The following is a 25948-nucleotide window of genomic DNA, read 5'->3' as shown; positions in this document are numbered from 1 at the left end:
TCGAAAGGCATCGGCCAGTCTAGGCCGGTCACACGCCCCGGCTCACCGAGCTCATGTTGAAGTCCGGGATGCGCAGCGCGGGCATCGCGGCCCGGGTGAACCAGTCGCCCCACTCGCGCGGCAGCGTCTTCTCGGTGCGCCCCGCCTCCGTGGCCCGCGACAGCAGGTCCACCGGGGACTCGTTGAAGCGGAAGTTGTTCACCTCACCGAGCACCTCGCCGCCCTCCACGAGATACACCCCGTCCCTGGTCAGCCCGGTCAGCAGCAGCGTCGCCGGATCGACCTCTCGGATGTACCACATGCAGGTCAGCAGCAGTGCGGGGCCGGTCGTCGCGGCCACCATCTCCTCCAGCGACCGCTCACCACCGCCCGCCAGGACCAGGTTGTCGATCGCCGGGGCGAGCGGCAGCCCCGTCAGGCCCGCGGTGTGCCGGGTCGTCGTGAGCTGTTCCAGCCGCCCGTCCCTGATCCAGTCGGTGCGGGTCAGCGGCAGCCCGTTGTCGAAGACCGAGGCGCCGTCACCGGAGGAGTGCGCGATGACGAACGGCGCGGACTCGATCCCCGCGGCGTGCGGGTCGCTGCGCAGCGTCAGCGGCAGCGGGGACAGCGTGTCGCCGAGCCGGGTGCCGCCACCCGGCCTGGAGAACACCGTCCGGCCCTCTGCGGCGTCCCGGGCGGTCGCGGACCACAGCTGGTAGATCAGCAGATCGGCCACGGCGGTCGGCGGCAGCAGCGTCTCGTACCGTCCGGCCGGCAGCTCGATACGGCGCTCCGCCCAGCCGAGCCGCCGGGCCAGCTCGCTGTCCAGCTCCGCCGGGTCGACGTCCTTGAAGTCGCGGGTCGCACGCCCCGCCCAGGCCGAGCGCGAGCGGTCGGGCGACTTGGCGTTCAGCTCCAGCGTGCCGTTCGGCTGGTCGTGGCGCAGCCGCAGCCCGGTCGACGTACCGAGGTAGGTCGAGGTCATCTCGTGGTTCGCGAAGCCGTACAGCTCCCGGCCACCGGCCCTGGCCCGCGCGAAGGCGTCCCCGAGCGCGGGGGCGAACGCCGCGAACACGTCGGAGCCCGTCTCCGCCGGCGCGTCGGTGAAGTCGGGGGACGACGGCACCCCGGTGACCAGCGGCTGCGCGTCCTCGGCCGGTCCGGCGCCGCGTGCGGCTGCCTCGGCGGCCCGCACCAGCGGCTCCAGGTCTGCCGGGGTGACGGCGGCCCGGGACACGACCCCGGACGCGGTGCCCTCGGCCCCGTCAACCGTGGCGATGACGGTCAGGGTGCGGCCCCGGGTCACCCCGTTCGTGGTGAGCGCGTTGCCCGCCCAGCGCAGGTTGGCCGACGACTCCTCGTCGGCGATGACCACACAGCCGTCGGCGGTGGACAGTTCGAGAGCGCGCTCGACGATCTCGTACGGCTTGCTGACGCGGCTCATCGTCCGGCCTCCTGCGTCGTATTCAGAATGTTCACGCCTCGGAAGAGGGCGGAGGGGCAGCCGTGCGAGACGGCCGCGACCTGGCCCGGCTGGGCCTTGCCGCAGTTGAAGGCGCCGCCCAGGACGTACGTCTGCGGGCCGCCGACCTTCTCCATCGAGCCCCAGAAGTCCGTCGTCGTCGCCTGGTACGCGACGTCCCGCAGCTGCCCGGCGAGCTTGCCGTTCTCGATCCGGAAGAAACGCTGCCCGGTAAATTGAAAGTTGTACCTTTGCATGTCGATGGACCACGACCGGTCACCGACCACGTAGATCCCGCGCTCCACCCCGCCGATCAGATCCTCGGTGGACAGTCCGCCGGGATCGGGCGCCAGCGACACGTTCGCCATCCGCTGCACGGGTACATGGCCCGGCGAGTCCGCGTAGGCGCACCCGTTGGACCGGCCCAGGCCCGTCAGCTTCGCGATCCGGCGGTCCAGCTGGTAGCCGACCAGCGTGCCGTCCTTCACCAGGTCCCACGACTGGGCCTCCACGCCCTCGTCGTCGTAGCCGATCGTCGCGAGCCCGTGCTCGGCCGTGCGGTCGCCCGTCACGTTCATCACCGGGGAGCCGTACGCCAGCTTCCCCAGCTTGTCGAAGGTGGCGAACGAGGTCCCGGCGTACGCCGCCTCGTACCCCAGCGCCCGGTCCAGCTCCGTGGCGTGCCCGATCGACTCGTGGATGGTCAGCCACAGGTTCGAGGGGTCGACGACCAGGTCGTACGTCCCCGCCTCGACGCTCGGCGCCCGCATCTTCTCGGCCAGCAGCCCCGGAATCCGCTCCAGCTCCGCGTCCCAGTCCCAGCCGGTCCCGGTCAGGTACTCCCAGCCGCGCCCGACCGGCGGCGCGATCGTGCGCATCGAGTCGAACTCACCACTCGTCGCGTCCACCGCCACCGCGGTGAACTGCGGATGCAGCCGGACCCGCTGCTGCGTGGTGACCGTGCCCGCCGAGTCCGCGTAGAACTTGTTCTCGTGGACGGTCATCAGGGAGGCGTCCACATGCGCGACGCCCGCCGCCCCCAGCAGCCGGCCGCTCCACTCGGCGAGCAGCCCCGCCTTCTCCTCCGCGGGTACGTCGAACGGGTCGATGTCGTACGCCGACACCCAGCTCCGCTCGCCGTGCACCGGCTCATCGGCGAGCTCCACCCTCTCGTCCGAGCCCGCCGCCGCGATCACCTTCGCCGAGAGCTTCGCCATCGCGACGGCCTGCGAGGCCACCCTCGCCGCCGCGTCCATCGTCAGGTCCACCCCGGAGGCGAACCCCCATGCCCCGCCGTGCACCACCCGCACCGCGTACCCGAGCTCCGTGCTGTCCGACGCCCCGGCCGGGCGGGCGTCCCGCAGCCGCCAGGTGGCGCTGCGCACCCGCTCGAAGCGGAAGTCCGCGTGCACGGCCCCGAGCGCCCGCGCACGGGCGAGCGCCGCGTCGGCCAACGGCCTCAGCGGCAGGGCCAGGAACGACTGATCTACCTCATGGGGCACGAGCGGCCTCTCCTCTGCGTCACATACCCTCGGTTCCTTTACGGGGGCAGTGAAGCACGGCCGCTGGGGCGGCACAGCCGAATTGAGCCCGGGCCCCCGGCCGGACAGGGCCGGAACGTCACTGTAGGAACCCGACAGCGCCCGGGGGAAGGCGCTGTCAGAGGCCGATTCCTCGTGAGACGGGTGGTACCGATAGGTTTTTCGAGGTACCAGACAGCTATGGAAAGGGTGATCCGTTGAGCCGCTCGGTTCTCGTCACCGGAGGAAACCGGGGCATTGGCCTCGCCATCGCCCGCGCTTTCGTCGACAACGGCGACAAGGTCGCGATCACCTTCCGCTCCGGCGAGCCGCCCCAGGCCCTCACCGAGGCCGGTGTTCTCGCGGTTCGTTGCGACATCACCGACGCCGAGCAGGTGGAGCAGGCCTACAAGGTGATCGAGGAGAAGCACGGCCATGTGGAGGTGCTGGTCGCCAACGCCGGTGTCACCAAGGACCAGTTGCTGATGCGGATGACCGAGGAGGACTTCACGTCGGTGCTCGACACCAACCTCACCGGTACCTTCCGGATCGTCAAGCGCGCCAACCGGGGCATGCTGCGCGCCAGGAAGGGCCGGGTCGTCCTCATCTCCTCCGTCGTCGGCCTCCTCGGCTCGGCGGGGCAGGCGAACTACGCCGCGTCCAAGGCCGGCCTGGTCGGCTTCGCTCGGTCGCTCGCCCGTGAGCTGGGCTCGCGGAACATCACCTTCAACGTCGTCGCACCCGGCTTCGTAGACACCGACATGACGCAGGCGCTCACCGAGGAGCAGCGCAAGGGCATCGTCGCCCAGGTGCCGCTCGCGCGGTACGCGCAGCCCGCGGAGATCGCCGCCGCGGTGCGCTTCCTCGCCTCCGACGACGCGTCGTACATCACTGGAGCCGTCATCCCTGTTGACGGCGGATTGGGCATGGGTCACTGATCACCATGAGCGGAATTCTCGACGGCAAGCGCATCCTCATCACCGGGGTGCTGATGGAGTCGTCCATCGCGTTCCATGCCGCGAAGGTGGCCCAGGAACAGGGCGCGGAGGTCATCCTGACCGCCTTCCCGCGGCCCACGCTCACCGAGCGCATCGCCAAGAAGCTGCCCAAGCCGGCCAAGGTCATCGAGCTGGACGTGACCAACACCGAGCACCTGGACCGGCTGGCCGGTCTGGTGCGCGACGAGCTCGGTTCGCTCGACGGCGTCGTCCACTCCATCGGCTTCGCGCCGCAGGACGCGCTCGGCGGCAACTTCCTCAACACCCCCTTCGAGTCGGTCGCCACGGCGATGCACGTCTCGGCGTTCTCGCTGAAGTCGCTCGCCATGGCCTGCAAGCCGCTGATGAGCGAGGGCGGTTCGATCGTCGGCCTCACCTTCGACGCGCAGTTCGCCTGGCCGCAGTACGACTGGATGGGCCCGGCCAAGGCCGCGCTGGAGGCCACCTCCCGCTACCTCGCCCGCGACCTGGGCAAGGACGGCATCCGCTGCAACCTGATCTCGGCCGGACCGATCGGCTCCATGGCCGCCAAGTCCATCCCGGGCTTCGGTGAGCTGGCCGAGGTGTGGAACACCCGTGCGCCGCTGGCCTGGGACATGAAGGACCCGGAGCCGGCCGGCCGCGGCATCGTCGCACTGCTCTCGGACTTCTTCCCGAGGACCACGGGCGAGATCATCCACGTCGACAGTGGCGTGCACATGATCGGCGCCTGACCCCCGGCCCCGTACGGCGGCCTTCCGGAAACGGCCGCGCACCACCCCCCCCCGGAGGCGGTGCGCGGCCGTTTCCCGTGTCCCGCCCGGCCTCTCGGCGCTCAGGTCGAAAACCTGGTCGATCCACCGCAGAATGTGGAGGAACCGGACTTTTGTCAGGGCGAGAGGGGAGGAGACCGCTGTGCGCGGCACACGTCACCGAACCCGGTCCCTGCTGGCGGCCTCCGCCCTCGTCGCCGGGCTGCTCGTGCCCGTCGGCCTGTACGCGGCCGGCCATGTCGGGGCCGCGGGCGCGGCCGGTGCTCCCAGGCCCGACCCCGAACCCTCCGGCGCCGAATGCCGTACGTCGGTCCACGGCTCCCGGGTCATCGCCTACTGCCACAACCCGTACCCGTCCACCGACCGGGTGCAGCTGCACACCGACTGCGCCCGCTGGTGGGACATCGACGCGGACTCCAGGCCGGTTGCCGTCCCGCCGGGCCGGACCGTACGGCTGGACGACCGCTGCTGGAAAGAGGTCCGCTCCGCCTGGGTCACCCACGCCGGCAGGACAGGCAGCGCTTAGGCCGGCGTTCCAGGACGACGCGAGGGTACGGCGCGCCCGCCCGTCCCCGTACGCCGGGATCGGGCAGGCTGTCGTCGGTCAGGGGTTCACTCCCCAACTGCCTTGCCGAGGAGCGGTCATGTACGAGTTACGGGCCCCGAGCCCACCCCCGGTGCGCGAGTTGACGGGTTCGGCGCCCCGGCCCTCGCCGCGGCTGCTGCCCTGCCTGGTGGCGGTCGCACTGGTCTGCGTGGCCGTCCAACTGGCCTTCGTCATACCGGGATCGGGCCTCGGGTGGGACGAGACCGTGTACGTCAGCCAGGCCGGGGGCGACACCCCGGCGGCGTTCTTCAGCGCTCCCCGCGCCCGCGGCATCTCCTACCTGGTGACTCCGGTGGCCGCCCTCACCGCGTCCACGACCGCCCTGCGGATCTATCTCCTCCTGCTCTCGGCCGGTGCGCTCGTCGGCGCCTTCCGGGTCTGGCGCACCCTGGTGCCCGACCGGGTCCTGGTCTGTGCGGCGGCCCTGTTCGCCACCCTGTGGCCGGCCCTGTTCTACGGCTCCATGGCCATGCCGAACCTGTGGTGCGCGCTGGGTTCCCTGGCCGCCACCGGGTGGGTCGCGCGCGCCCTGCTGCGGGGGGCGGGGCGGGCCGAACTCCTCGGTGCGGGGGCGGCGACAGCGGTCGTCGTGCTGATGAGGCCGGCCGACGGGGTGTGGCTCGCCCTGCCGTTGCTGCTGGTCACGGTGGCGCGGCCCCGGATGTTCGCCGCGCTGGCCGTCGGGCTGCTCGCGGGCGCCGCACCGTGGATCGTGGAGGCGTTCGCGCACTACGGGGGTCCGCTCACCCGGATTCACCGGGCCAGCGAGATCCAGGGCGGTCTGGGCTGGAACCTGGCGGTGGACGACCAGGCCAAGGCGCTGGAGGGGCGCACCCTCTGCCGCCCCTGCGCCATCGGGTGGAAACGGCCCGGGACGACGGTCTGGTGGGTCCTGCTGCCGTTCCTCGCCGCCGGCGGCGCGGTCGTCGCACGCCGGGCGGGCCGGGGCCGGGTGATCCTGCTGGCGACGGGGACGGCGGTGTCGCTTGCGGTGCCGTACCTCTTCCTGATCGATTACGCCGCACCGCGCTTCCTGCTGCCCGCCTACGCGCTGTTCTCCCTTCCGGTGGCGGAATGCCTGGTACGGCTCCACGCGTGGGCGCGCCGTCCCGCAGGACGGCCGGGGCGGACCATCGCGGCGCAGTGGCGCGTCGTCGCGCTCGGCGCCGTCCTCGCCGCCCACCTGGTCGTACAGCTCCAGGTGACGAGCCGGGTGTCCGCCAGCAGCCATTCGACCACCGCGGACTTCGAGGCCGTGGCCGCCGCGCTCCACCGCAACGGAATCCGCCCGCCCTGCGTGATCAGCGGCGATCAGGCCGTCCCGATCGCCTACTACGCGGGCTGCGCCTCACGGCAGACCGCCGGGCACGACGGGAGCATCACCCCCGCGGGTCTCAGGGAGGCCGCCCGACGGGTCCCGACTGCTGTCCTCGTCTCCGGCGGCGGCCCCCGGCCGGCGTACGCCCCCGCGGGCCCGCCCGTCTCCCTGGCGGAGACCCGGGACGCGGGACCGTACACCGGCTACCTGTTCCCACTGCCGGACCGCCCCGGTCCGGGCCGGCCGGACTCCTGAGACGGTCGCGAGACGGCCTGGGGCGGTCCGGGGCCGGACGGTCAGTCGGGGAGGGGGACGCGGATCACCGGGTCGAACGGGCGTTTGTTGAAGCCGGTGCGCAGATTGCGGCAGCCCGGCGCGCCGCACATGAAGAATTCCTCGACAGCCCTGCGCCCTGTGAGGGCCCTGAGCCACACCTTCTCGTTGGTGGTGAGAGCGCGGTGCTGTTCGTCGGAATCGCAGGTGAAGCAGTACATCTGACGGGGCTGCACTGGACCTCCCGAAGCGGGCGGACATACCGGACAGGGCGAAACGAACCGAGCGAACCGCATCATAAGGGGGGTGTGACGGGCGAGGGGAGGGCGCACGGAAGCGTCTCCCGCGCTGACTTCCCGCCCGGGGCGCGGACCGGCGCGTGAAACGGGCTGGTGGACGGGTGCCGGGGCGGGGTCTCAGACCCGGTCCGCCAGGCAGTTGAGCGCGTGGCTCGCGGCCTCCTCCGCCGCCGTCTCCGCGTCACCGGCGCGGATCGCCTCGACCAGCCGCCCGTGGTCCATGTGGTTCTCCGGCCGCAGCTCATGACCGACGTCGTCCCGGACGTGTTCCCGCAGGAGATCACCCAGGTCGGCGTAGAGCCCGGTCAGCACGTCGTTGTGGGCGGCGGCCACGACGGCCAGGTGCAGGGTCGCGTCCGCCGCCACGAAGGCCTCGGCGTCTCCGGCGGCCCAGGTCTCCTCCCGGCGCCGCATGAGCGCGTCCAGCTGCTTCAGGTCCCGCTCTGTGCGCCGGGCGGCGGCCAGCCGCGCGGCCGACGACTCCAGCGTCGAGCGCAGCTCGGCGACATGGCGCGGATCGGCGGACGCGAACCGGCGGTGCATCACCCCGGCCAGCTCGCTGGTGGCGGCCACATAGGTGCCCGAGCCCTGCCGGATGTCGAGCAGGCCGTTGTGCGCGAGCGCGCGCACCGCCTCGCGCACGGTGTTACGGGCCACCCCCAGCTGCTCGACCAGCTCGGGTTCGGTGGGGATGCGCGAGCCCACGGGCCACTCGCCCGAGGTGATCTGGTTCCTCAGCTGGGCAATCACCTGGTCGGCGAGTGCCGAACGCCGAGGGGACGTCAGCGCCATGGTGCTCCTTGCTCGGGTTTCCGGGGCCGGGACTCTGTTCTCGCGGTCGTGCCGTTCCCGGGGTGTCCGCATGTTCTCAGAGGATTGACGGGGATTGGACAATCAATCATCCCATGATTCTATGATGGCCTCATGCGTGACGACGAAACCCCTCCCCAGACCCCGACCGGGACACTGAGTCCCGCCACTCCGACGGCACCCGGAACCGACACCCCCGCCACCCAGGCCGGTCCCGCGGCGTGGCTGCTCCGTCTGGTCGCCGTCGGGCTCGTCCTCACCGCGCTCAACCTCCGCCCCGCCATCACGAGCCTCGGCGCCCTCCTCGAAGAGGTGCGCGACGGGCTGCACATGAGCGGGAGCGTCGCGGGGGTCCTCACCTCCGTGCCGCCCCTCTGCTTCGCGGTCTTCGGCATCATGGCGCCGCGGCTGGCCCGCCGCTTCGGCCCCGGCGCGGTCGTCTGCGCGGGCATGACCGCCATCACCGCGGGGCTGGTGATCCGGCCCCTCGTCGGCGGCACGGCGGGCTTCCTCGCCGCGAGCGCGCTCGCCCTGATGGGCATCGCCGTGAGCAACGTCCTGATGCCGGTGATCGTCAAGCGCTGGTTCCCGGACCGGGTCGGCTCCATGACCGGCCTCTACTCCATGGCGCTGGCCCTGGGCACCTCGCTGGCCGCCGCCGTGACCGTCCCCATGACCGAGGCGATGGGCGGCAGTTGGAAGGCCGGGCTCGGCATCTGGGCCGCGCTCGCCGTCGTCGCGATCCTGCCCTGGATCCCGCTGGTACGGGACCGGCGCGCCGCCTCCGGACAGCCCTCCGCCGAGCAGGTGCGGGCACCGGAGCTCAGGATCACCCGCAGCCGCACCGCCTGGGCCCTCGCCTGCTTCTTCGGCCTCCAGGCCACCGCCGCGTACATCACCATGGGCTGGATGCCGCAGATCTTCCGGGACGCCGGGGTCTCGGCCGGTACCGCGGGCGTCCTGCTCGCCGTCACCATGGCGATGGGCGTGCCGCTCGCCTTCGTCATCCCCCGGGTCGCGGCCCGGATGCGGAACCAGGGCCCGATCGTCGTCTTCCTCGGCTCGTGCGGCCTCATCGGCTACGCGGGCCTCTTCCTCGCCCCGTCCGGCGGGGCCTGGGCCTGGGCGGTGCTCCTGGGCGTCTCGAACTGCGCCTTCCCGCTCGCCCTCACGATGATCAGCATGCGTTCGCGCAGCGGCGCCGGAGTGGTGCGGCTGTCCGCGTTCGCCCAGTCCTGCGGCTATCTGATCTCCATCCCCGGCCCGCTGCTCGTCGGCGTGCTCTACCAGCACAGCGGCGGCTGGGGGCTGCCGATCGGCCTGATGGCGGCCCTGATGGTGCCGCAGATGGTGGTCGGCACACTCGCCGGACGGGACCGGACGATCGAGGACGAATGCTGAGATGCGAGACTGGGGCCATGTCTCCTGTGCTCGACCCGAATCCCCAGAACGGTCAGAAGAAGCTCCTGCTCGTCTTCGGGGCGATGGTGCTGATCTCGGTCGTCATCGCCGTCATCGCCACCCTCGCCTCCCCCTGACGGTTCGCGCCCGCCCGGCCCCGGCGGGACGATGGTGGTGCTAGCCCCACCATCCCCTAGGGGGCCAGGGTCAGGGTGAAGTGGGTGGGTCACCGGATGGGCCGCAGGCCGCCGGATCCGTAGGTTCTCAGGTACCAGACCCGATGACCCCCGGAGGCGGACATGCCGGCCCGTACACACACCCGGTCCACCCGCCCGGACGCGGGCGGTGTCGAGATCCGGCTGCCCTGGTGGGCCGTCGCGCTGCCTGCCGTCGCCTTCGGCGCGCTGCTGCTGCTGATCGTCGCGCCGGGGCAGGCTCACGCGGCGACGGGCGGCTCTGCGGTGGGCCAGTTGCTTGAGCGAATAGTGGACCTGCTGACCCGCTGAGGCCGGCCGCCCGTCTCGGGCCGGCCCTCCAACACCCTGCGCCAGCTGGCACAATTCGTGCGAAGCTGAGGTGTATGAGCGTCGATACACCTCGCAGGATTGTCCTTCTCAGGCACGCGAAGGCGGAATGGTCGCAGGACTCCGACCATGAGCGCCCGCTCGCGGAACGCGGCCGCAAGGACGCACCCGTGGCAGGCCGCAAACTCGTCGATTCCGGGATCGCCATCGACCTGGCTCTCTGTTCCACCGCGGCCAGGACGCGCGAGACATGGAAGCTGGCCGTGCACGAGATGCCCGAGCGGCCCAGGACCGTGTACGAGGAGCGGTTGTACGAGGCCTCGCTCGGCGAGCTGATCGCCCTGGTCAACGAGACGCCCGATGAGGTACGCGACCTGCTGGTGATCGGGCACAACCCGGGCATGCACGCGCTCGCCGATGCCCTCTCGGGCGCTTCGGAGGGCGACGCACTGGCCCGGCTGACCCGCGGCGGCTTCCCGACCGCGGCGTTCGCCGTGGTCGAGTTCTCCGGCACCTGGAAGAGCGTGGAGCACGGCATCGGCAAACTCACCGAGTACTGGACCCCGAACGACTGAGAGCTGACGCCTGCCGTCGGCCGGCTGACGGCGGTCCGTCCCACCGGCTACGAAGAGGGCCCCGGTGCGCGAGCTTCCGCTTGCGCACCGGGGCCCTGCGTGCTGTCCGGGGCGCACCGGCCCCGGAGCCGGCTCCCTATTCGACGAGACCGTCGACGGCCTCGACCTCCTCGCGGGTGATGCCGAGCAGATAGAGCACGGTGTCCAGGAACGGCACGTTCACCGCTGTGTGCGCGGCCCTGCGGACCACCGGCTTCGCGTTGAACGCGACGCCGAGCCCCGCGGTGTTGAGCATGTCCAGGTCGTTGGCCCCGTCACCGATCGCCACGGTCTGCGCCAGCGGCACTCCGGCCTCCGCGGCGAAGCTGCGCAGCAGCCGGGCCTTGCCGGCCCGGTCGACGATGGGCCCGGTCACCCGGCCGGTGAGCTTGCCACCGATGATCTCCAGCGTGTTGGCAGAGGCGAAGTCGAGCCCCAGCCGCTCCTTGAGATCGTCCGTGACCTGCGTGAACCCGCCTGAGACGACGCCTACTTGGTAGCCGAGCCGCTTCAGGGTACGGATCAGGGTGCGGGCGCCCGGCGTCAGCCGTACCTCGGCGCGGACCTTCTCCACCACGGACACGTCGAGGCCCGCCAGCAGCGCCACCCGTGCGTGCAGCGACTGCTCGAAGTCGAGTTCACCGCGCATCGCCTGCTCGGTGACCGAGGCGACCTCCGCCTCGCAGCCGGCGTGGGCCGCGAACAGCTCGATGACCTCGTCCTGGATGAGGGTCGAGTCGACGTCCATCACGACGAGCCGCTGCGCCCGGCGGCTCAGCCCGGCCGAGACCACGGCCACGTCGACGCCGATCTCGGCGGCCTCGGTGGCCAGCGCGGTCCGCAGCTCCTCGGTCCCGGTGCCGGACACCGCGAACTCGACGGCTGTGACCGGGTATTTCGCCAGCCGGAAGATCCGGTCGATGTTTCCGCCGGTCGAGGTGATGCTGGCCGCTATGGCGGCGGTCGACTCCGCGGTCAGCGGGTGCCCGAGCACCGTCACATGGGAGCGGCCGTCGCCACGGGGACGGTTGTCGCCCGTGCCGGAGATGATCTCGGCCTGCAGTTTCAGCGACTCGGCCCAGCTGTGCACGGTGGCCCGCAGGTCGCCCTCCGTGGTGCCGCCCGCGACCGGGGCGGTGACCAGCGCGCACAGGACGATGCGGCCACGGGTGACCACCTGCTCGATGTCGACGACATCGACCGAGTAGGCGGCGAGGGTGTCGAACAGCCCGGCGGTGATACCGGGACGGTCCTTCCCGAAGATCTTCACGAGAAGGGTCGGTGCGTCGATGCCCTGACGTGACTCAGGGGACTCAGGAGACGGCGAGGACTGAGGTGGCTGAGATGCGCTCATGGTGCACCCACCGTATCGGTCCGCGACGCGCCCCCGACGGTCCGTCCCGAGTGCCGGACAGTCCGGCCCGACACCCCCAACCAGATAATTCAGCACGATCCGCAATCGTTCCTGGCCAGTTGTGTCGGTAGATGACCGTTTTGTTGGCGTCAAAGCCATAACAGTGCAGGTCTCGGCAGGGTCAAACCCCCGCCCGGCTTTCGTATCGGGGACTGCTCCTGGAATAGTTCCCCACGATGTTCAGCATCCCTAGACTCCCTGCGACGGGGGTAATCGGGGGACAACTAGTGGGGCGCGGAGTGCCGGAACTCGTACTGGAATTGAATGGCAGGACCTGGACGCTCGATCCGTCCAGGTCGTACACCCTCGGACGTGATCCGCAGGGCGACATGACGATCGATGACGCCAGGGTGTCGTGGCGGCACGCCACGATCAGCTGGAACGGCCGGGGTTGGTCCATCGAGGACCACGGCAGCACCAACGGCACCTATGTCCAGGGCCGGCGAATCCAGCAGCTGGAGATCGGCCCCGGCTCCACGGTGAACCTGGGCAATGCCACCGACGGGCCCCGGCTGAGCCTCAGCGGCGCCGCGGCCGGCGCAGGTGTGTACAGCGGGCAGGCCGCCGCCGGGGCCCACGCCCCGGCCCAGCAGCCACAGCAGACCCCGCCGCAGCAGCCGCAGCCGCAGCAGGGCGGACCCGGCTGGCCGGGCCAGCAGCAGCACCCGGGCCAGCAGCAGATCCCGGGCCAGCAGATTCCGGGCCAGCAGATCCCGGCCCAGGGCCAGGGACAGGGGCAGGGCCAGCAGCCGCAGGCCTGGCAACAGGCGCCCCAGGCGCCGCAGCAGCACCACGGTCCGCAGCAGGGCATGGCGAACAACCCCGGAAGTGGCGGGGCCGGCGGCGCGGCGGGGGCGTCACCGGTCTACGGCGACCGCAGCCCGACCACCTTCCACCAGGTGGCTCTCGGCCGGGTGATGCGCATCGGCCGTGCGCTGGAGAACGAACTGGTCGTCTCCGACCTCCAGGTCTCGCGCAACCACGCCGAGTTCCACGCGACGCCCGACGGCCGCTTCGAGATCCGTGACCTCGGATCCCACAACGGCACGTACGTCAACGGCCAGCCGCTCTCCAAGTCCGGCTCCGCGCTCATCGGCGCGAACGACATCGTCGGTGTCGGTCACTCGACGTTCCGGCTGGTCGGCGACCGCCTTGAGGAATTCGTCGACACGGGCGAGGTCTCCTTCGCCGCCCGCCACCTCACCGTGACGGTCGACGGCGGCAAGCAGATCCTCAAGGACGTCTCGTTCGGCGTCCCCGAGAAGTCGCTGATCGGCGTCATCGGCCCGTCCGGCTCCGGAAAGTCCACCCTGCTCAAGGCGCTCACCGGCTACCGGCCCGCCGACCAGGGCGAAGTCCTCTACGACAACCGGAACCTCTACAAGCAGTTCGCCGAGCTGCGCCAGCGCATCGGCCTGGTTCCGCAGGACGACATCCTGCACAAGGAACTCACGGTCACCAAGGCCCTCAAGTACGCGGCCAAGCTCCGCTTCCCCGCCGACACCACAGAGGCCGAGCGGCAGTCCCGGATCCTGGAAGTCCTCGCCGAGCTCAAGCTCGACATCCACAAGGACAAGAAGGTCACCTCGCTCTCCGGCGGCCAGCGCAAGCGCGTCTCGGTGGCCCTGGAACTGCTCACCAAGCCCTCGCTGATATTCCTGGACGAGCCGACCTCCGGCCTCGACCCGGGCATGGACCGCGACGTCATGCAGCTGCTGCGCGGTCTGGCCGACGACGGCCGTACCGTCCTGGTCGTCACGCACTCGGTTGCCGAGCTGGCCATCTGCGACAAGCTCCTGGTGATGGCGCCCGGCGGTGCCGTGGCCTACTTCGGCCCGCCGGAGGAAGCGCTCAACTTCTTCGGCTACGGCACCTGGGCCGACGTCTTCTCGGCGTTCGAGAACTACCGCGACTACGACTGGGCGGGCCGCTGGCGCGGTTCGCAGCACTACCAGATGTACGCCGCGGACATCGACTCCGTCGCCGCGCAGTCCGTACACATGCCGCCGCCGCAGCAGATGCGCCCGCCGAAGCCGCAGGGCTGGGGCGCGCAGCTGTGGACGCTGATGCGCCGCTATCTGTCGGTGATCGCGTCCGACAAGGGCTTCATGGGCCTGATGGTGATCCTGCCCGCGGTGCTGGGTGTGGTGAGCGTGGTCATTCCGTCGGACTTCGGCCTCGGCCCGCCCAAGGCGCCGTCCCGGTTCAACAGCGACGCCGGAACGATCATGCTGATCCTGGTGATCGGCATGACCTTCTCGGGCGCGGCCAACTCCGTACGAGAGCTGATCAAGGAACGGGTGATCTACGAACGGGAACGGGCCACCGGCCTCTCCCGCTCCGCCTACCTGATGTCCAAGGTGATCGTGCTCGGCCTGATCACGGCCGTGCAGGGCGTCATCATCTGCGGCATCGGCTTCGCCACCCGTGATCTGCCGGCGGAGGGCCTGATCATGCCGCCGGCCGTCGAGCTCTGCGTGACGATCATCGCGCTCGGCTTCACCTCGATGATGTTCGGCCTGGTGATCTCCTCGCTGGTGAAGACCTCAGAGAAGACCATGCCGCTGCTGGTCATGTTCGCGATCGTCCAGGTGGTCTTCACCGGCATCCTCTTCCAGGTCTACGGATCGCTCGGCCTGGAACAGTTCGCCTGGCTGATGCCGTCCCGCTGGGCCATCGCGGCCGCGGGCTCGACCCTCGACCTCGCCCACCTCATGCCGCCGTGGGACCAGAAGAACCCCACCGACCTGGACCCGCTGTGGGAGCACTCGGTGAGCCAGTGGGGGATCAACATCGGTGTGCTGGTCTTCCTCGGTGTGATCTGCGGCTTCGCGGTCGCGCGGCTGCTGCGCCGCCACGAGCCCGAGGTGATGCGCAAGTAGCGGGCCCCGGCTCGTGCCGAAGGGCGGCACCCCGCACGGGGTGCCGCCCTTCGGCGTGTGTCACGGCGTACCGGAGTGGACTCAGTACGCGCTGTTGACGTTGTCGATCGAGCCGTACTTGTCGGCGGCGTAGTTGGCCGACGCGGTGATGTTGGCGACCGGGTCGTACTGGTCGTGGGGGGTACCGCCGACGTGGTAGAAGTCGAAGGTCGGCTTGATGATCTGGAGCAGACCCTTCGAGGGGACACCGTTGACCGCGTTGACGTCCCAGTCGTTGATGGCCTTCGGGTTGCCGCTGGACTCGCGGATGATGTTGCGGTGCAGGCCGTCGTAGGTGCCCGGGATGCCCTTGGCCTTCATGATGGACAGGGATTCCTTGATCCAGCCGTCCAGGTTGTTCGAGAAGACCGGGGTACGGGAGTGGGAGCGGCTGGCCCCTTGCTTACCGCGCTTGGACGCGGCCTTCTTCGCCTTGGCCTTCGCCTTGGCGTGAGCCTTCGCCTTGGCCTTCTTGGCCTTCTCCTTCGAGACGGACTTGGCCTTCTTGGCCTTCGCGGCGTCGGACGCCTTGATCAGCTGCTCGGCGGTGGAGTGCTGCTCGATGACGCTGGACTGGATCGTCTTGGCCTGCGAGGCGCCGGCGGCGGAGGCGAAGACGACGGGGGCGCCGGAGACGGCCTGCGGCTCGGTCTCCGCATCGGCGTTACCGGGCACCAGCGACAACGAGAGCGCAGCGGCGGCGACGGCGGATACACCGGCGACGGAAAGCTTCTGGGTCTTGTTCATACGACGGAGACGGCCGGGAATGCGGGACGCGGACATGCAGGTACCTCTTCGAATCGCGGAAGTCCTCACGGAGGACGAAGACGGGAAGCGGCATCGCATCTCCGTCGGGGACGAGTGCAATTCTTAGCGACCGCAAAATGGTGTGGCAAAGGTGTGACGTACGAAGCCGGGTAGTGGGTCCAGCTCCGGTGCGAACCGTGCAAACCGGACTTTCTCCCGCCCATATCGCCCTTTTTTGTCCACTAGGTGACTTCGTAAGTGATCCAGGTCCTATGCGCGGCCTCACATCGGCCGGGTATCAATCTCACCAACCGTTGCTCAAGCAATCCGGAGTGTGACCTTCCATGTCCCCGTCGTGCCCTGCCCGGCACGGCAGTTCGAGCGTGAGGTCCTAGGCCCCGCGCCCTAATCAGTGGCCGCCCACAGGCCGATACGGGGCCTGTGACCCGCCGGTACGGTGAGGCCCATGACCCATCGCCCACCGGCGGGCGGCCTCGCGGCAGTCAGCGCCGCACTGCTCGCCATGAGCCGGCACCTGGAAATGCGGGACGTCCTCAAGACGATCGTCGCCTCGGCCCGCGAGCTGCTCGACGCGGAGTACGCGGCGCTCGGGGTCCCCGACGACCACGGCGGCTTCGCCCAGTTCGTCGTCGACGGCGTCAGCGACGAACAGTGGAAGGCCATCGGCCCGCTTCCCCGGCAGCACGGCATCCTCGCCGCGATGCTGCACGAGGCGAAGCCGGAGCGGCTCGCCGACGTCCGCAAGGACCCCCGCTTCGAGGGCTGGCCGTCCGCCCACCCCGACATGTCCGACTTCCTGGGCCTGCCCATCAGGGACGGCGACGAGACCATCGGCGCCCTCTTCCTCGCCAACAAGCGCTGTCCGAAGCCCGAGGGCAGCTGCGGGTTCACCGCCGACGACGAGGAACTGCTCGGCATCCTCGCCCAGCACGCGGCGATCGCCCTCACCAACGCACGGCTCTACGAGCGCAGCCGCGAGCTCACCATCGCGGAGGAGCGCTCCCGCCTCGCCCACGAGCTGCACGACGCGGTCAGCCAGAAACTGTTCTCCCTCCGGCTCACCGCCCAGGCCGCCGCCACCCTGGTCGACCGCGACCCGGCCCGCGCCAAGGGCGAACTCCAGCAGGTCGCCGCCCTCGCGGCGGAGGCGGTGGACGAGCTGCGGGCAGCCGTCGTCGAACTGCGCCCCGCGGCTCTCGACGAGGACGGCCTGATCGCCACCCTGCGCACCCAGATCCAGGTCCTGGACCGCGCCCACACGGCCCGGGTCACCTTCGAGAGCCTGGGCGTGCGGGCACTGCCCGCCGCACAGGAGGAAGCGCTGCTCAGGGTCGCCCAGGAGGCCCTGCACAACGCCCTGCGCCACTCGGAGGCCGGCCACGTCGGCGTCACCCTCGTACGCGGCGGCGACGGCGGCACGGTGCTCCGGATCACCGACGACGGCCGCGGCTTCGAGCCGACGGCCACCCGTCGGGCGGGGCGGCATCTGGGACTGGTCTCGATGCGGGACCGCGCGAGCGGTGTCGGCGGGAAGCTCACCGTTGAATCGGCGCCCGGCAGGGGCACCACGATCGAGATGGAGGTACCCGGTGGCTGACAGGATCATCAGGGTGCTGCTGGTCGACGACCACCAGGTGGTCCGCCGCGGTCTGCGTACGTTCCTGGAGATCCAGGACGACATAGAGGTCGTCGGAGAGGCCTCCGACGGAGCCGAGGGAGTGGCCAGGACCGAGGAGCTGCGCCCCGACGTGGTGCTCATGGACATCAAGATGCCCGGCACCGACGGCATAGAGGCGCTGCGCAGGCTCAGGGAGCTGGAGAACCCGGCCAAGGTGCTGATCGTCACCAGCTTCACCGAACAGCGCACCGTCGTCCCCGCCCTGCGAGCCGGAGCCTCGGGGTACGTCTACAAGGACGTCGACCCGGACGCGCTGGCGGGCGCCATCCGCTCGGTGTACGCGGGCCATGTCCTGCTCCAGCCGGAAGTGGCGGGAGCACTGCTCGCCCAGGACGACCCGGGCAGCGGTACGGGCCGGGGGAGCACCCTCACCGAACGGGAGCGGGAAGTGCTGGGCCTCATCGCCGACGGCCGCTCCAACCGGGAGATCGCGCGGGCGCTGGTCCTCTCGGAGAAGACCGTCAAGACGCACGTCTCGAACATTCTGATGAAGCTGGACCTCTCCGACCGCACCCAGGCCGCGCTCTGGGCGGTCCGGCACGGTGCGGCGGGCTGACCGGGCGGCCCGAGCGGGCCGTCCGCGACCAGGCTGAGATTCATACTGTCGGGTGTATGTCACTCGAACGGCGCATCTCCTCCGGCGCCGGGGCGTTCTCCAGGGCGTGCTGCGGCGGTCGGCCGCGGCGAAGCCAGGAGGATCCTGAAGTGAAGAACCTGAAGAAGGCCGCAGCCGTCACCATGATCGCCGGTGGCATCATCGCCGCCGGTGCCGGCGCGGCCTCCGCCACCGGTCACAGCGGTGCGGACGCCCACGGCGTCGCGAGCCACTCCCCGGGCGTGGCCAGCGGCAACCTCGCGCAGGTCCCGGTCCACGTACCGGTGAACGTGGTCGGCAACACGGTCAACGTGGTCGGCCTGCTCAACCCGGCCTTCGGCAACTTCGGCCTGAACGGCTGACGCCACGCACACCGCGTCACCACCGGGCGGTCCTTCACGAAGGCCCGCCCGGCCCATGCATCAAGTCACACCGAGCCCACCTGGCGACCGAGCGCACCCCCGAGCCCCCGCCCCACTACCGGGCCCGCTCCTCCACATACGCGTTGTACGCGGCCACCTGCGCCCGCCTGGCCACCCGCTCCACCGGTCGCAGCGCCTCCCCCCGCGCCGCCATCTCCGAGGCACTCACCGCCCCGCCGGGCCCGTTCTCGTACGCCAGCGCGACCAGCAGCCCCACCCGCTGCGCCAGCGCCAGCACCCGCACCGCCCGCGGCGGATATCCCGGGGCAAGCACCTCACGCCCCTGCTCCGCCCGCGCCCGGTACGCGTCCAGCGCCGCCTCGGCCACCGGCCCGGACCCCGCCACATTGAGCCGCGACAGCGCCGCCGTCGCGTCCCGCAACGCCTCCGCGAGCTCCCGCTCCGCCTCGCTCAGTGAGGGCACATCGGCCGGCGGCGCCTCCCGTACGGCCAGGCAGTGCCACGCCACGGCGACGTGGAGATCCCCGGCGGGCCCCGACTCGCGCACCTCTGGCACCAGCCCGTACGGCGCGCCGTAGGTCACCACCGCCTCCTCGGCCTCCAGCGCCCGCGCGTTGAAATCCGGGGGACCGCTGAGCCCCAGCGGATGCCCGGGGACCGGCAGAGCGACCCGGAAACCGGTCACCCCGAGCCCCCGCAGCCGCCCCAGGGCCAGCGTCAGGCCGACCGGCCCCGCCTCTCCCGGCAGTCCCTCGACGCGGTGCACCGCGTCCTCCCCGACGATGGCGAGGGCCGCGTCGTCCGGCGAGACGAGTCCGGCCAGCAGCGCGTTTCCCCAAGCGGCCAGCAGCCCTGAGCGTGGTTCCGAAAGCATGGCAACACCCTAAGGAACGGACCCGGCCCCTGTCTCACCCCGGCCGGACCCGGTCCGGGACGGGCCGGGGACCGCACGACAACCGTGCGACGACGGGCCCAGCGCCCGAAGCTCTCCCCCGGTGGCGTAGGTTTTCCCTGGGAGCTGTGCCCACAGGCACGCGACGAAAACGAAACTGCATGGGGAGACAACGCGCTCATGAGCGATGTACTGGAGCTGGTGGACGTATCCGTGGTCCGCGACGGACGCGCTCTGGTGGAAGACGTCTCCTGGTCGGTCAAGGAGGGGGAGCGCTGGGTCATCCTCGGCCCCAACGGCGCCGGCAAGACCACCCTCCTCAACGTCGCGTCCAGCTACCTCTTCCCGAGCAAGGGCAGCGCCACGGTCCTCGGCGAACGGCTCGGCGGCGTCGGAACCGACGTCTTCGACCTGCGCCCCCGCATCGGGATCGCGGGCGTCGCCATGGCGGAGAAGCTGCCCAAGCGCCAGACCGTCCTGCAGACGGTGCTCACCGCCGCCTACGGCATGACCGCCACCTGGAACGAGAACTACGACAAGGTCGACGAGGACCGCGCCCGCGCCTTCCTCGACCGGCTCGGCATGACCGACTACCTGGACCGGAAGTTCGGCACCCTCTCCGAGGGCGAGCGCAAGCGCACCCTGATCGCCCGCGCCATGATGACCGACCCCGAACTGCTGCTCCTCGACGAGCCCGCCGCCGGTCTCGACCTCGGCGGACGCGAGGACCTGGTCCGCCGCCTCGGCCGGCTGGCCCGCGACCCGTACGCCCCCTCCATGATCATGGTCACCCACCATGTCGAGGAGATCGCCCCCGGCTTCACCCATGTCCTGATGATCCGCCAGGGCAAGGTGCTCGCCGCCGGCCCCATGGAGACCGAGCTCAGCTCGCGCAACCTCTCCCTCTGCTTCGGCCTGCCGCTCGTCGTCGAGCACCAGGGCGACCGCTACACCGCCCGCGGCCTCCCGCTCGGCTGAGATCCGGGCCCCCCGCCCGGCACTTGACGGGTCCACGGGGGCGTACCCGCCCGCTTGCGCCCTGTCGGCGGAGGTGCTCCCGGTCATACGATGGCCGGGTGGACATCATCGACGCATGGGTGTGGTGGCTGATCGGCGCGGTGGGACTGGGCATCCCGCTCGTCCTGACCGCGATGCCCGAGTTCGGCATGTTCGCCGTCGGAGCGGTCGCCGCAGCGGTGGTCGCGGCACTCGGCGGCGGAGTCGTGGCCCAGGTACTGGTCTTCGTCATCGTCTCGGTGGCACTCATCGCGGTGGTCCGGCCGATCGCCAACCGGCACCGCTCGGACCGGCCCCATCACGCCACCGGCATCGACGCCCTGAAAGGCCGTCAGGCCGTCGTCCTGGAACGGGTCACCGGCGAGGGCGGGAGGATCAAACTGGCCGGGGAGATCTGGTCGGCCCGCGCCCTGGACGCGGAACTGAGCTACGAACCCGGCCAACAGGTCGACGTCGTCGACATCGACGGGGCCACAGCCGTCGTCATGTGACCGAACAGCCCACACGGCAGAGCCCGTTCTGCCAGACTCGATGTCGATCATCATGAGAACCGGACCGGCAGGACAACCGACCTGACCCACGGCCCCTCACACGATCTCGACCTCGATCATCGCGATCCGTCGGCAACCGAAGGGCACGAGGAAACGATGCAACCGATCATCATCGTCCTGATCATTCTGGTGGTGCTCGTCTTCATCGCTCTGATCAAGACGATCCAGGTCATCCCACAGGCCAGCGCCGCCATCGTGGAGCGTTTCGGCCGGTACACCCGCACCCTCAACGCGGGCCTGAACATCGTCGTCCCGTTCATCGACTCGATCCGGAACCGGATCGACCTCCGTGAACAGGTCGTCCCCTTCCCGCCGCAGCCGGTGATCACCCAGGACAACCTGGTCGTCAACATCGACACGGTCATCTACTACCAGGTCACCGATGCCAGGGCCGCGACGTACGAAGTCGCCAGCTACATCCAGGCCATCGAGCAGCTCACCGTCACCACGCTCCGCAACATCATCGGCGGCATGGACCTGGAGCGGACGCTCACCTCCCGCGAGGAGATCAACGCCGCCCTGCGCGGAGTCCTCGACGAGGCCACCGGCAAGTGGGGCATCCGCGTCAACCGCGTCGAGCTGAAAGCGATCGAGCCGCCCACCTCCATCCAGGACTCGATGGAGAAGCAGATGCGCGCCGACCGTGACAAGCGCGCCGCGATCCTCCAGGCCGAGGGAACGCGGCAGTCCGCGATCCTCACCGCCGAGGGCGAGAAGCAGTCCGCGATCCTGCGCGCCGAAGGTGAGGCCAAGGCCGCCGCCCTGCGCGCCGAGGGCGAGGCCCAGGCGATCCGCACGGTCTTCGAGTCCATCCACGCCGGTGACCCGGACCAGAAGCTCCTCTCCTACCAGTACCTCCAGATGCTGCCGAAGATCGCAGAGGGCGACGCCAACAAGCTCTGGATCGTGCCCAGCGAGATCGGCGACGCCCTCAAGGGCCTCAGCGGCGCCTTCGGCAACCTCGGTACCGGCGGCATGCCCGGCTTCAACACCGGCGACACCGGCAAGGACCGCCGCGAGCAGCCCCCGCTCGACTGACGTGTACACCCCCTCAGGCATGATCAGTGCGCCTAGGGCCTGTCGTCGTACGGCAGACGGCAGTTCGACGACAGGCCCTAGCACCGATCAGCCACGGGGGATTCGGGATGACCATCTGGGAGATGCTCGCGGTCTTCGCCGCGGGCATCAGCGCGGGCACGATCAACACGATCGTCGGTTCGGGAACGCTGATTACCTTTCCGGTGCTCCTCGCCACCGGTCTGCCCCCGGTCACCGCCACGGTCTCCAACGCACTCGGCCTGATCCCCGGCTCCATCAGCGGCGCGATCGGCTACCGCAAGGAGCTCGAAGGGCAGCGCCCACGCGTCCTGAAGCTCGCCGTGGGCGCCCTCGTCGGCGGACTGACCGGCGCCACCCTGCTGCTGGCGCTGCCGTCCACGGCCTTCGAGACCATCGTCCCGATCCTGGTCGCCATGGCCCTCGTCCTGGTCATCCTGCAACCACGCATCAGCAAAGCCGTCCAGCGCCGCCGCGAACACACCGGCGTCCCGGCCCGCCCCGACGGCGGCCCGCTGCTCTTCGTCGGCCTGATGCTCGCCAGCGTCTACGGCGGCTACTTCACCGCCGCCCAGGGGATCATCTACCTCTCCCTGATGGGCATGCTGCTCGACGACACCATGCAACGCCTCAACGCCGTGAAGAACGTCCTGGCCGCCGTCGTCAACAGCATCGCCGCGCTGTTCTTCCTCTTCGTGGCGGACTTCGACTGGACCGCCGTCGTACTGATCGCGATCGGCTCCGCGATCGGCGGCCAGATCGGCGCCAAGGTCGGCCGCCGGCTGAGCCCCGCCATCCTGCGCGCCCTCATCGTCACGGTCGGAACGGTCGCCATCGTCCAACTGCTGCTCCGCTGAACCGCGGCAGCCCGTCGCCGTACGGAGACGGGCCCCGGCTACCGCATCCGGCGTAGACCCACTACGCAGCGGACTGCGCCAGCCACTCCGGCAGCGCCGACCGGTCACCGGCCCCGAGCGCCAGCAGCATCGCATCCGCCGGGGACGGCACGAACGGCTGCCGCAACAGCGGCATCCCCGCCTGCTCCGGCGTACGGGCCGCCTTGCGGTGGTTGTCCTCGGCGCAGGAGGCCACCGTGTTCAGCCAGGTGTCCTGACCCCCCTGGGCGCGCGGCACCACGTGGTCGACGGTGCTCGCCCGCCGCCCGCAGTACGCGCACCGGTGCTGGTCCCGGATGAGCACACCCCTTCTGGACCACGGGGCGTGTCTTCGGAACGGCACCCTCACGTACCGGCAGAGCCTGATCACCCTGGGCACCGGAATATCCACGGCGGCGCCGCGCATGCGGAGGCCGGGATGGGACTGCTCGACGACGGCCTTGTCCTGCAGGATCAGCACCACCGCACGATTCAGCGTCACCGTCGACAGCGGCTCGAAGCTCGCATTCAGCACCAGCGTGTCCCGCATCCCGCCCACCTCCCGTGTGCCGCCCACCGCCTGGCAGGCCCGGATCAACTCTGGCCGGGCAGGCCGCAATGGACAACGCAATAAAAAGTGCCCTGCCCTGATCTCTCCAGGACCAGGGCAGGGCAAACAGGGGGGATCTATCGACTTTCCGGGCTTCAGGCAGGCGCGGCGTACTCACCGATCAGCTGGGCGCGGCCCAGCGTGTGGAAGCGCAGATTGAAACCGGCCACAGCGGGCGACGCGTCGCTGTCCGGTCCGAGCTTCTCGCTGTCCACCGCGTACACGGTGAACACGTACCGGTGGTTCTCGCCGGGCGGCGGCGCCGCGCCGCCGAAGTCCTTCGAGCCGTAGTCGTTGCGGACGTGCACGGCGCCCGGCGGCAGCCCCTCGAACTTCCCGCCGCCCGCACCGGCCGGCAGCTCCGTGACGGACGCGGGGATGTCGAAGAGCACCCAGTGCCAGAACCCGCTGCCGGTCGGAGCGTCCGGGTCGAAGCACGTCACGGCGAAACTCTTCGTCCCCGCCGGGAACCCCTCCCACCGGAGCTGGGGCGAGGTGTTCCCCGCCGCTTGCACCTGTGCGTCCGCAAGCACGGCCCCCGGTGCGAGGTCCTCGCTCACCACGGTGAACGAGGGGACCTCGGGATGGAAGTCGTGCGGCAGCGGCGCCCTCTTCGGCTGGGTCACGTCAGCACCTCTCCTGTAGCGGTTCCGGTTCCGTATCGGCAGGACTCTCCCCACCGACCCTAGAGCCAGTTGCGCTGACCGCCGACCTGGGCGAGCCACTGGTTCAGATAAGCCGCCCAGTCGGTCCCGTGGTAGTCGTTCAGACCCACCTTGAAGGCACGGTAGGAGTCGCTGCCCTCACTGAAGAGACCCGCCTTCTTGTCCATCTCCAGCACGACGTCCATCTCACGGTCGTCCGCGACGAACGTCAGCTCGACCTGGTTCAGCCCCCGGTACTGCGACGGCGGGAAGAACTCGATCTCCTGGTAGAAGGGCAGCCGCTGACGCGTCCCGCGGATGTGGCCGCGCTCCATGTCGGCGCTACGGAAGCCGAAGCCCAGCTGCCCGAAGGCGTCCAGGATGGCCTGCTGCGCCGGCAGCGGGTGCACGTTGACGGGGTCCAGGTCCCCGGAGTCCAGTGCCCGCGCGATCTCCAGCTCCGTGGTCACCCCGATGTTCATGCCGTGCAGGTGCTGGCCCGCGAACATCGTGATCGGCGTCTCCCAGGGGATTTCGAGCCCGAACGGCACGACGTGCACCGCCCCCGCCCTGACCTCGAACGCGCCGCCGAGCCGCAGCTTGGTGAACTCGATGTCCTGCTTGGTCTCCTGGTCCTGGCCCTCGACCTCGACCCGGGCCTGCAGCCCGACGGAGAGCCCCTCGATCTGCTGGTCCACGGAGCCGCCCTGGACCCGTACCTCACCCTGGACGACCCCACCCGGTACGACGTTGAGCTCGGTCAGCTCCGTCTCCACCGAGGCGCCACCGGCACCCATGCTCGCGAGCAGCCGCTTGAAGCCCATGTTTTCTCCTCCTAGATCCTGACCCCTACATACGCGCCATGACCGTAGTCGGTTCCCGGTAGCCTCGGACTCCATGATCGAAGGCCAGGAACGTACGCCGCTGACGCGGGAATTCTTCGACCGCCCGGTGCTGGACGTGGCGCCGGATCTACTGGGCCGGACGCTGGTCCGCAGCACACCGGAAGGCCCCATCGAGCTGCGTCTCACCGAGGTGGAGGCGTACGCGGGGGAGATCGATCCCGGTTCGCACGCCTTCCGGGGCCGGACCGCGCGCAACGGCGTGATGTACGGGCCGCCCGGCCACGCGTACGTCTACTTCACCTACGGGATGTGGCACTGCCTCAACCTGGTGTGCGGCCCGGAGGGCATGGCGAGCGGTGTGCTGCTGCGGGCCGGCGACATCCTTACGGGCGCGGAGTTCACCCGCAAACGTCGGCTCTCGGCCCGCAATGACCGAGAACTGGCCAAAGGGCCGGCCCGGCTCGCGACGGCGCTGGACATCGACCGCGCGCTCGACGGCAGCGATGCCATCGCCCACCCGGGCGCCGTCCTCTCGGTACTGCGGGGTACCCCGCCCCCGCCCGACCAGGTACGCAACGGTCCGCGCACCGGAGTGGGCGGTGACGGAGCCACTCACCCGTGGCGCTTCTGGGTCGACGGCGATCCCACCGTGAGCCCGTACCGGGCGCACGCACCACGCCGTAGGTCAACTTGACTCGCCCATGCGGGGCGATTAACGTAGTCCGAGCCGCTTGACACGGGTACAGCGAACGGATTGGTCCATCGGACCTGATGCCGGGCAACTCGAAGCGGCCAACCACTACCTACGACTCACCCCAGCGGTGCGGATTTCGGCATGCCGAATTCCGGTCCATTGACTCGATTATGAGTCAACGGGGGAATCGGCTAAAGTAGTGAACACGCCGAAAGGGAAAGCGCGGAAGCGAATTCCTGGAAAGCAATCCCGCTTCGACCGGGAATCGGACACGAAAGAGTCTGATAGAGTCAGAAACGCAAGACCGAAGGGAAGCGCCCGGAGGAAAGCCGCAGAAAATGTTCTGCGGTGATTACAAAGGAAGCGTCCGTTCCTTGAGAACTCAACAGCGTGCCAAAAGTCAACGCCAGATACGTTGATACCCCGACCTGCTTCGGCAGGTTCGAGG

Annotated in this window: 27 protein-coding genes; 17 read left to right on the top strand and 10 right to left on the bottom strand. The window is 70.1% G+C overall.

Annotated features, from left to right (window positions below):
* Positions 1–28: 28 nt before the first annotated feature.
* Entirely contained in the window at positions 29–1423 is a 1395-nt protein-coding gene (locus tag ACZ601_RS33910; RefSeq protein WP_469545090.1) for a metallopeptidase TldD-related protein, read from the bottom strand.
* Complete coding sequence (locus tag ACZ601_RS33905; RefSeq protein ID WP_469545088.1) at positions 1420–2943, bottom strand: TldD/PmbA family protein; 1524 nt, start codon at positions 2941–2943, stop codon at positions 1420–1422. Before ACZ601_RS33905 ends, ACZ601_RS33910 begins: the two co-directional genes overlap by 4 nt.
* A gap of 236 nt (positions 2944–3179) precedes the next feature.
* On the opposite strand from ACZ601_RS33905, the gene fabG reads away from it, so the two are divergent.
* The 4 genes from fabG to ACZ601_RS33885 all read left to right on the top strand — a co-directional run bounded on the left by fabG (position 3180) and on the right by ACZ601_RS33885 (position 6891).
* Entirely contained in the window at positions 3180–3899 is a 720-nt protein-coding gene (gene fabG / locus ACZ601_RS33900) for a 3-oxoacyl-[acyl-carrier-protein] reductase (protein WP_469545086.1), read from the top strand.
* A 5-nt stretch (positions 3900–3904) separates the two neighbouring features.
* A complete protein-coding gene (fabI, locus tag ACZ601_RS33895) occupies positions 3905–4672 on the top strand; it encodes an enoyl-ACP reductase FabI (RefSeq protein ID WP_469545083.1) in 768 nt (255 codons plus the stop codon).
* 181 nt (positions 4673–4853) lie between these two features.
* Positions 4854–5237: a hypothetical protein gene (locus tag ACZ601_RS33890; protein ID WP_469545081.1), complete on the top strand. Its 384-nt coding sequence runs from the start codon at positions 4854–4856 to the stop codon at positions 5235–5237.
* A 118-nt stretch (positions 5238–5355) separates the two neighbouring features.
* Positions 5356–6891, top strand: a complete 1536-nt coding sequence (locus tag ACZ601_RS33885; RefSeq protein WP_469545079.1) for a hypothetical protein — start codon at positions 5356–5358, stop codon at positions 6889–6891.
* Positions 6892–6932: 41 nt separating this feature from the next.
* Here the strand turns inward: ACZ601_RS33885 and ACZ601_RS33880 are convergent, their stop codons facing one another.
* Both ACZ601_RS33880 and ACZ601_RS33875 read right to left on the bottom strand, forming a co-directional pair.
* Positions 6933–7145, bottom strand: a complete 213-nt coding sequence (locus tag ACZ601_RS33880; RefSeq protein WP_469545078.1) for a hypothetical protein — start codon at positions 7143–7145, stop codon at positions 6933–6935.
* A gap of 180 nt (positions 7146–7325) precedes the next feature.
* Positions 7326–8000 (bottom strand): FadR/GntR family transcriptional regulator, encoded by a 675-nt coding sequence (locus ACZ601_RS33875; RefSeq protein WP_440577385.1) that lies wholly within the window; start codon positions 7998–8000, stop codon positions 7326–7328.
* Positions 8001–8132: 132 nt separating this feature from the next.
* Between ACZ601_RS33875 and ACZ601_RS33870 the strand changes: the two genes are divergently transcribed.
* From ACZ601_RS33870 to ACZ601_RS33855, 4 genes are all read left to right on the top strand, one after another.
* A complete protein-coding gene (locus ACZ601_RS33870) occupies positions 8133–9419 on the top strand; it encodes a CynX/NimT family MFS transporter (RefSeq protein ID WP_469545075.1) in 1287 nt (428 codons plus the stop codon).
* Between the two features lie 26 nt (positions 9420–9445).
* The gene (locus ACZ601_RS33865) at positions 9446–9556 is read left to right on the top strand and encodes an SGM_5486 family transporter-associated protein (RefSeq protein ID WP_311307912.1); all 111 of its coding nucleotides are present in this window, start codon (positions 9446–9448) and stop codon (positions 9554–9556) included.
* Positions 9557–9718: 162 nt separating this feature from the next.
* Entirely contained in the window at positions 9719–9925 is a 207-nt protein-coding gene (locus tag ACZ601_RS33860) for a hypothetical protein (protein ID WP_440577383.1), read from the top strand.
* Between the two features lie 74 nt (positions 9926–9999).
* Complete coding sequence (locus tag ACZ601_RS33855) at positions 10000–10518, top strand: SixA phosphatase family protein (RefSeq protein WP_469545073.1); 519 nt, start codon at positions 10000–10002, stop codon at positions 10516–10518.
* A 136-nt stretch (positions 10519–10654) separates the two neighbouring features.
* On the opposite strand, the gene serB is transcribed toward ACZ601_RS33855, so the two are convergent.
* Positions 10655–11911, bottom strand: a complete 1257-nt coding sequence (serB, locus tag ACZ601_RS33850; protein WP_440577381.1) for a phosphoserine phosphatase SerB — start codon at positions 11909–11911, stop codon at positions 10655–10657.
* Between the two features lie 287 nt (positions 11912–12198).
* Between serB and ACZ601_RS33845 the strand changes: the two genes are divergently transcribed.
* A complete protein-coding gene (locus ACZ601_RS33845) occupies positions 12199–14853 on the top strand; it encodes an ABC transporter ATP-binding protein/permease (RefSeq protein ID WP_469545071.1) in 2655 nt (884 codons plus the stop codon).
* An 81-nt stretch (positions 14854–14934) separates the two neighbouring features.
* Here ACZ601_RS33845 and ACZ601_RS33840 read toward each other — a convergent pair whose 3' ends face one another.
* Positions 14935–15675, bottom strand: coding sequence for a transglycosylase SLT domain-containing protein (locus ACZ601_RS33840; protein ID WP_469545070.1), 741 nt, complete (start codon positions 15673–15675; stop codon positions 14935–14937).
* Positions 15676–16105: 430 nt separating this feature from the next.
* Here ACZ601_RS33840 and ACZ601_RS33835 point away from each other — a divergent pair, with 430 nt between their 5' ends.
* The 3 genes from ACZ601_RS33835 (at position 16106) to ACZ601_RS33825 (ending at position 18295) form a co-directional block, all read left to right on the top strand.
* Positions 16106–17257 carry a GAF domain-containing sensor histidine kinase gene (locus tag ACZ601_RS33835; RefSeq protein ID WP_469545068.1) on the top strand — a complete coding sequence of 384 codons (1152 nt, stop codon included), beginning with the start codon at positions 16106–16108 and terminating at the stop codon, positions 17255–17257.
* Positions 17250–17894, top strand: a complete 645-nt coding sequence (locus tag ACZ601_RS33830) for a response regulator (RefSeq protein ID WP_123469011.1) — start codon at positions 17250–17252, stop codon at positions 17892–17894. The genes ACZ601_RS33835 and ACZ601_RS33830 overlap by 8 nt, the downstream gene beginning before the upstream one ends.
* A gap of 149 nt (positions 17895–18043) precedes the next feature.
* Positions 18044–18295, top strand: a complete 252-nt coding sequence (locus ACZ601_RS33825; protein WP_440577387.1) for a chaplin family protein — start codon at positions 18044–18046, stop codon at positions 18293–18295.
* A gap of 115 nt (positions 18296–18410) precedes the next feature.
* On the opposite strand, the gene ACZ601_RS33820 is transcribed toward ACZ601_RS33825, so the two are convergent.
* Positions 18411–19190: a hypothetical protein gene (locus ACZ601_RS33820; RefSeq protein WP_311306494.1), complete on the bottom strand. Its 780-nt coding sequence runs from the start codon at positions 19188–19190 to the stop codon at positions 18411–18413.
* A 198-nt stretch (positions 19191–19388) separates the two neighbouring features.
* On the opposite strand from ACZ601_RS33820, the gene ACZ601_RS33815 reads away from it, so the two are divergent.
* From ACZ601_RS33815 to ACZ601_RS33800, 4 genes are all read left to right on the top strand, one after another.
* The gene (locus ACZ601_RS33815) at positions 19389–20186 is read left to right on the top strand and encodes an ABC transporter ATP-binding protein (protein WP_073739907.1); all 798 of its coding nucleotides are present in this window, start codon (positions 19389–19391) and stop codon (positions 20184–20186) included.
* A gap of 104 nt (positions 20187–20290) precedes the next feature.
* Entirely contained in the window at positions 20291–20716 is a 426-nt protein-coding gene (locus ACZ601_RS33810; protein ID WP_440578588.1) for an NfeD family protein, read from the top strand.
* Between the two features lie 156 nt (positions 20717–20872).
* Complete coding sequence (locus ACZ601_RS33805) at positions 20873–21814, top strand: SPFH domain-containing protein (protein ID WP_440578587.1); 942 nt, start codon at positions 20873–20875, stop codon at positions 21812–21814.
* 107 nt (positions 21815–21921) lie between these two features.
* Positions 21922–22689, top strand: coding sequence for a sulfite exporter TauE/SafE family protein (locus ACZ601_RS33800; protein WP_440578586.1), 768 nt, complete (start codon positions 21922–21924; stop codon positions 22687–22689).
* Between the two features lie 61 nt (positions 22690–22750).
* On the opposite strand, the gene ACZ601_RS33795 is transcribed toward ACZ601_RS33800, so the two are convergent.
* From ACZ601_RS33795 to ACZ601_RS33785, 3 genes are all read right to left on the bottom strand, one after another.
* On the bottom strand, positions 22751–23257 hold the full coding sequence (locus ACZ601_RS33795; protein WP_024490345.1) for an HNH endonuclease: 507 nt from the start codon (positions 23255–23257) through the stop codon (positions 22751–22753).
* A 155-nt stretch (positions 23258–23412) separates the two neighbouring features.
* Positions 23413–23943 carry a YbhB/YbcL family Raf kinase inhibitor-like protein gene (locus ACZ601_RS33790; RefSeq protein WP_469545063.1) on the bottom strand — a complete coding sequence of 177 codons (531 nt, stop codon included), beginning with the start codon at positions 23941–23943 and terminating at the stop codon, positions 23413–23415.
* 59 nt (positions 23944–24002) lie between these two features.
* A complete protein-coding gene (locus tag ACZ601_RS33785) occupies positions 24003–24785 on the bottom strand; it encodes a sporulation protein (protein WP_311306499.1) in 783 nt (260 codons plus the stop codon).
* A gap of 73 nt (positions 24786–24858) precedes the next feature.
* On the opposite strand from ACZ601_RS33785, the gene ACZ601_RS33780 reads away from it, so the two are divergent.
* Positions 24859–25500: a DNA-3-methyladenine glycosylase gene (locus tag ACZ601_RS33780; RefSeq protein WP_469545061.1), complete on the top strand. Its 642-nt coding sequence runs from the start codon at positions 24859–24861 to the stop codon at positions 25498–25500.
* Positions 25501–25948: the final 448 nt, after the last annotated feature.

Source organism: Streptomyces sp. NPDC104307 (assembly GCF_055584045.1).
The sequence above is the reverse complement of the archived record's forward strand: the minus strand, read 5'-3'. Positions and strand labels throughout refer to the sequence as shown.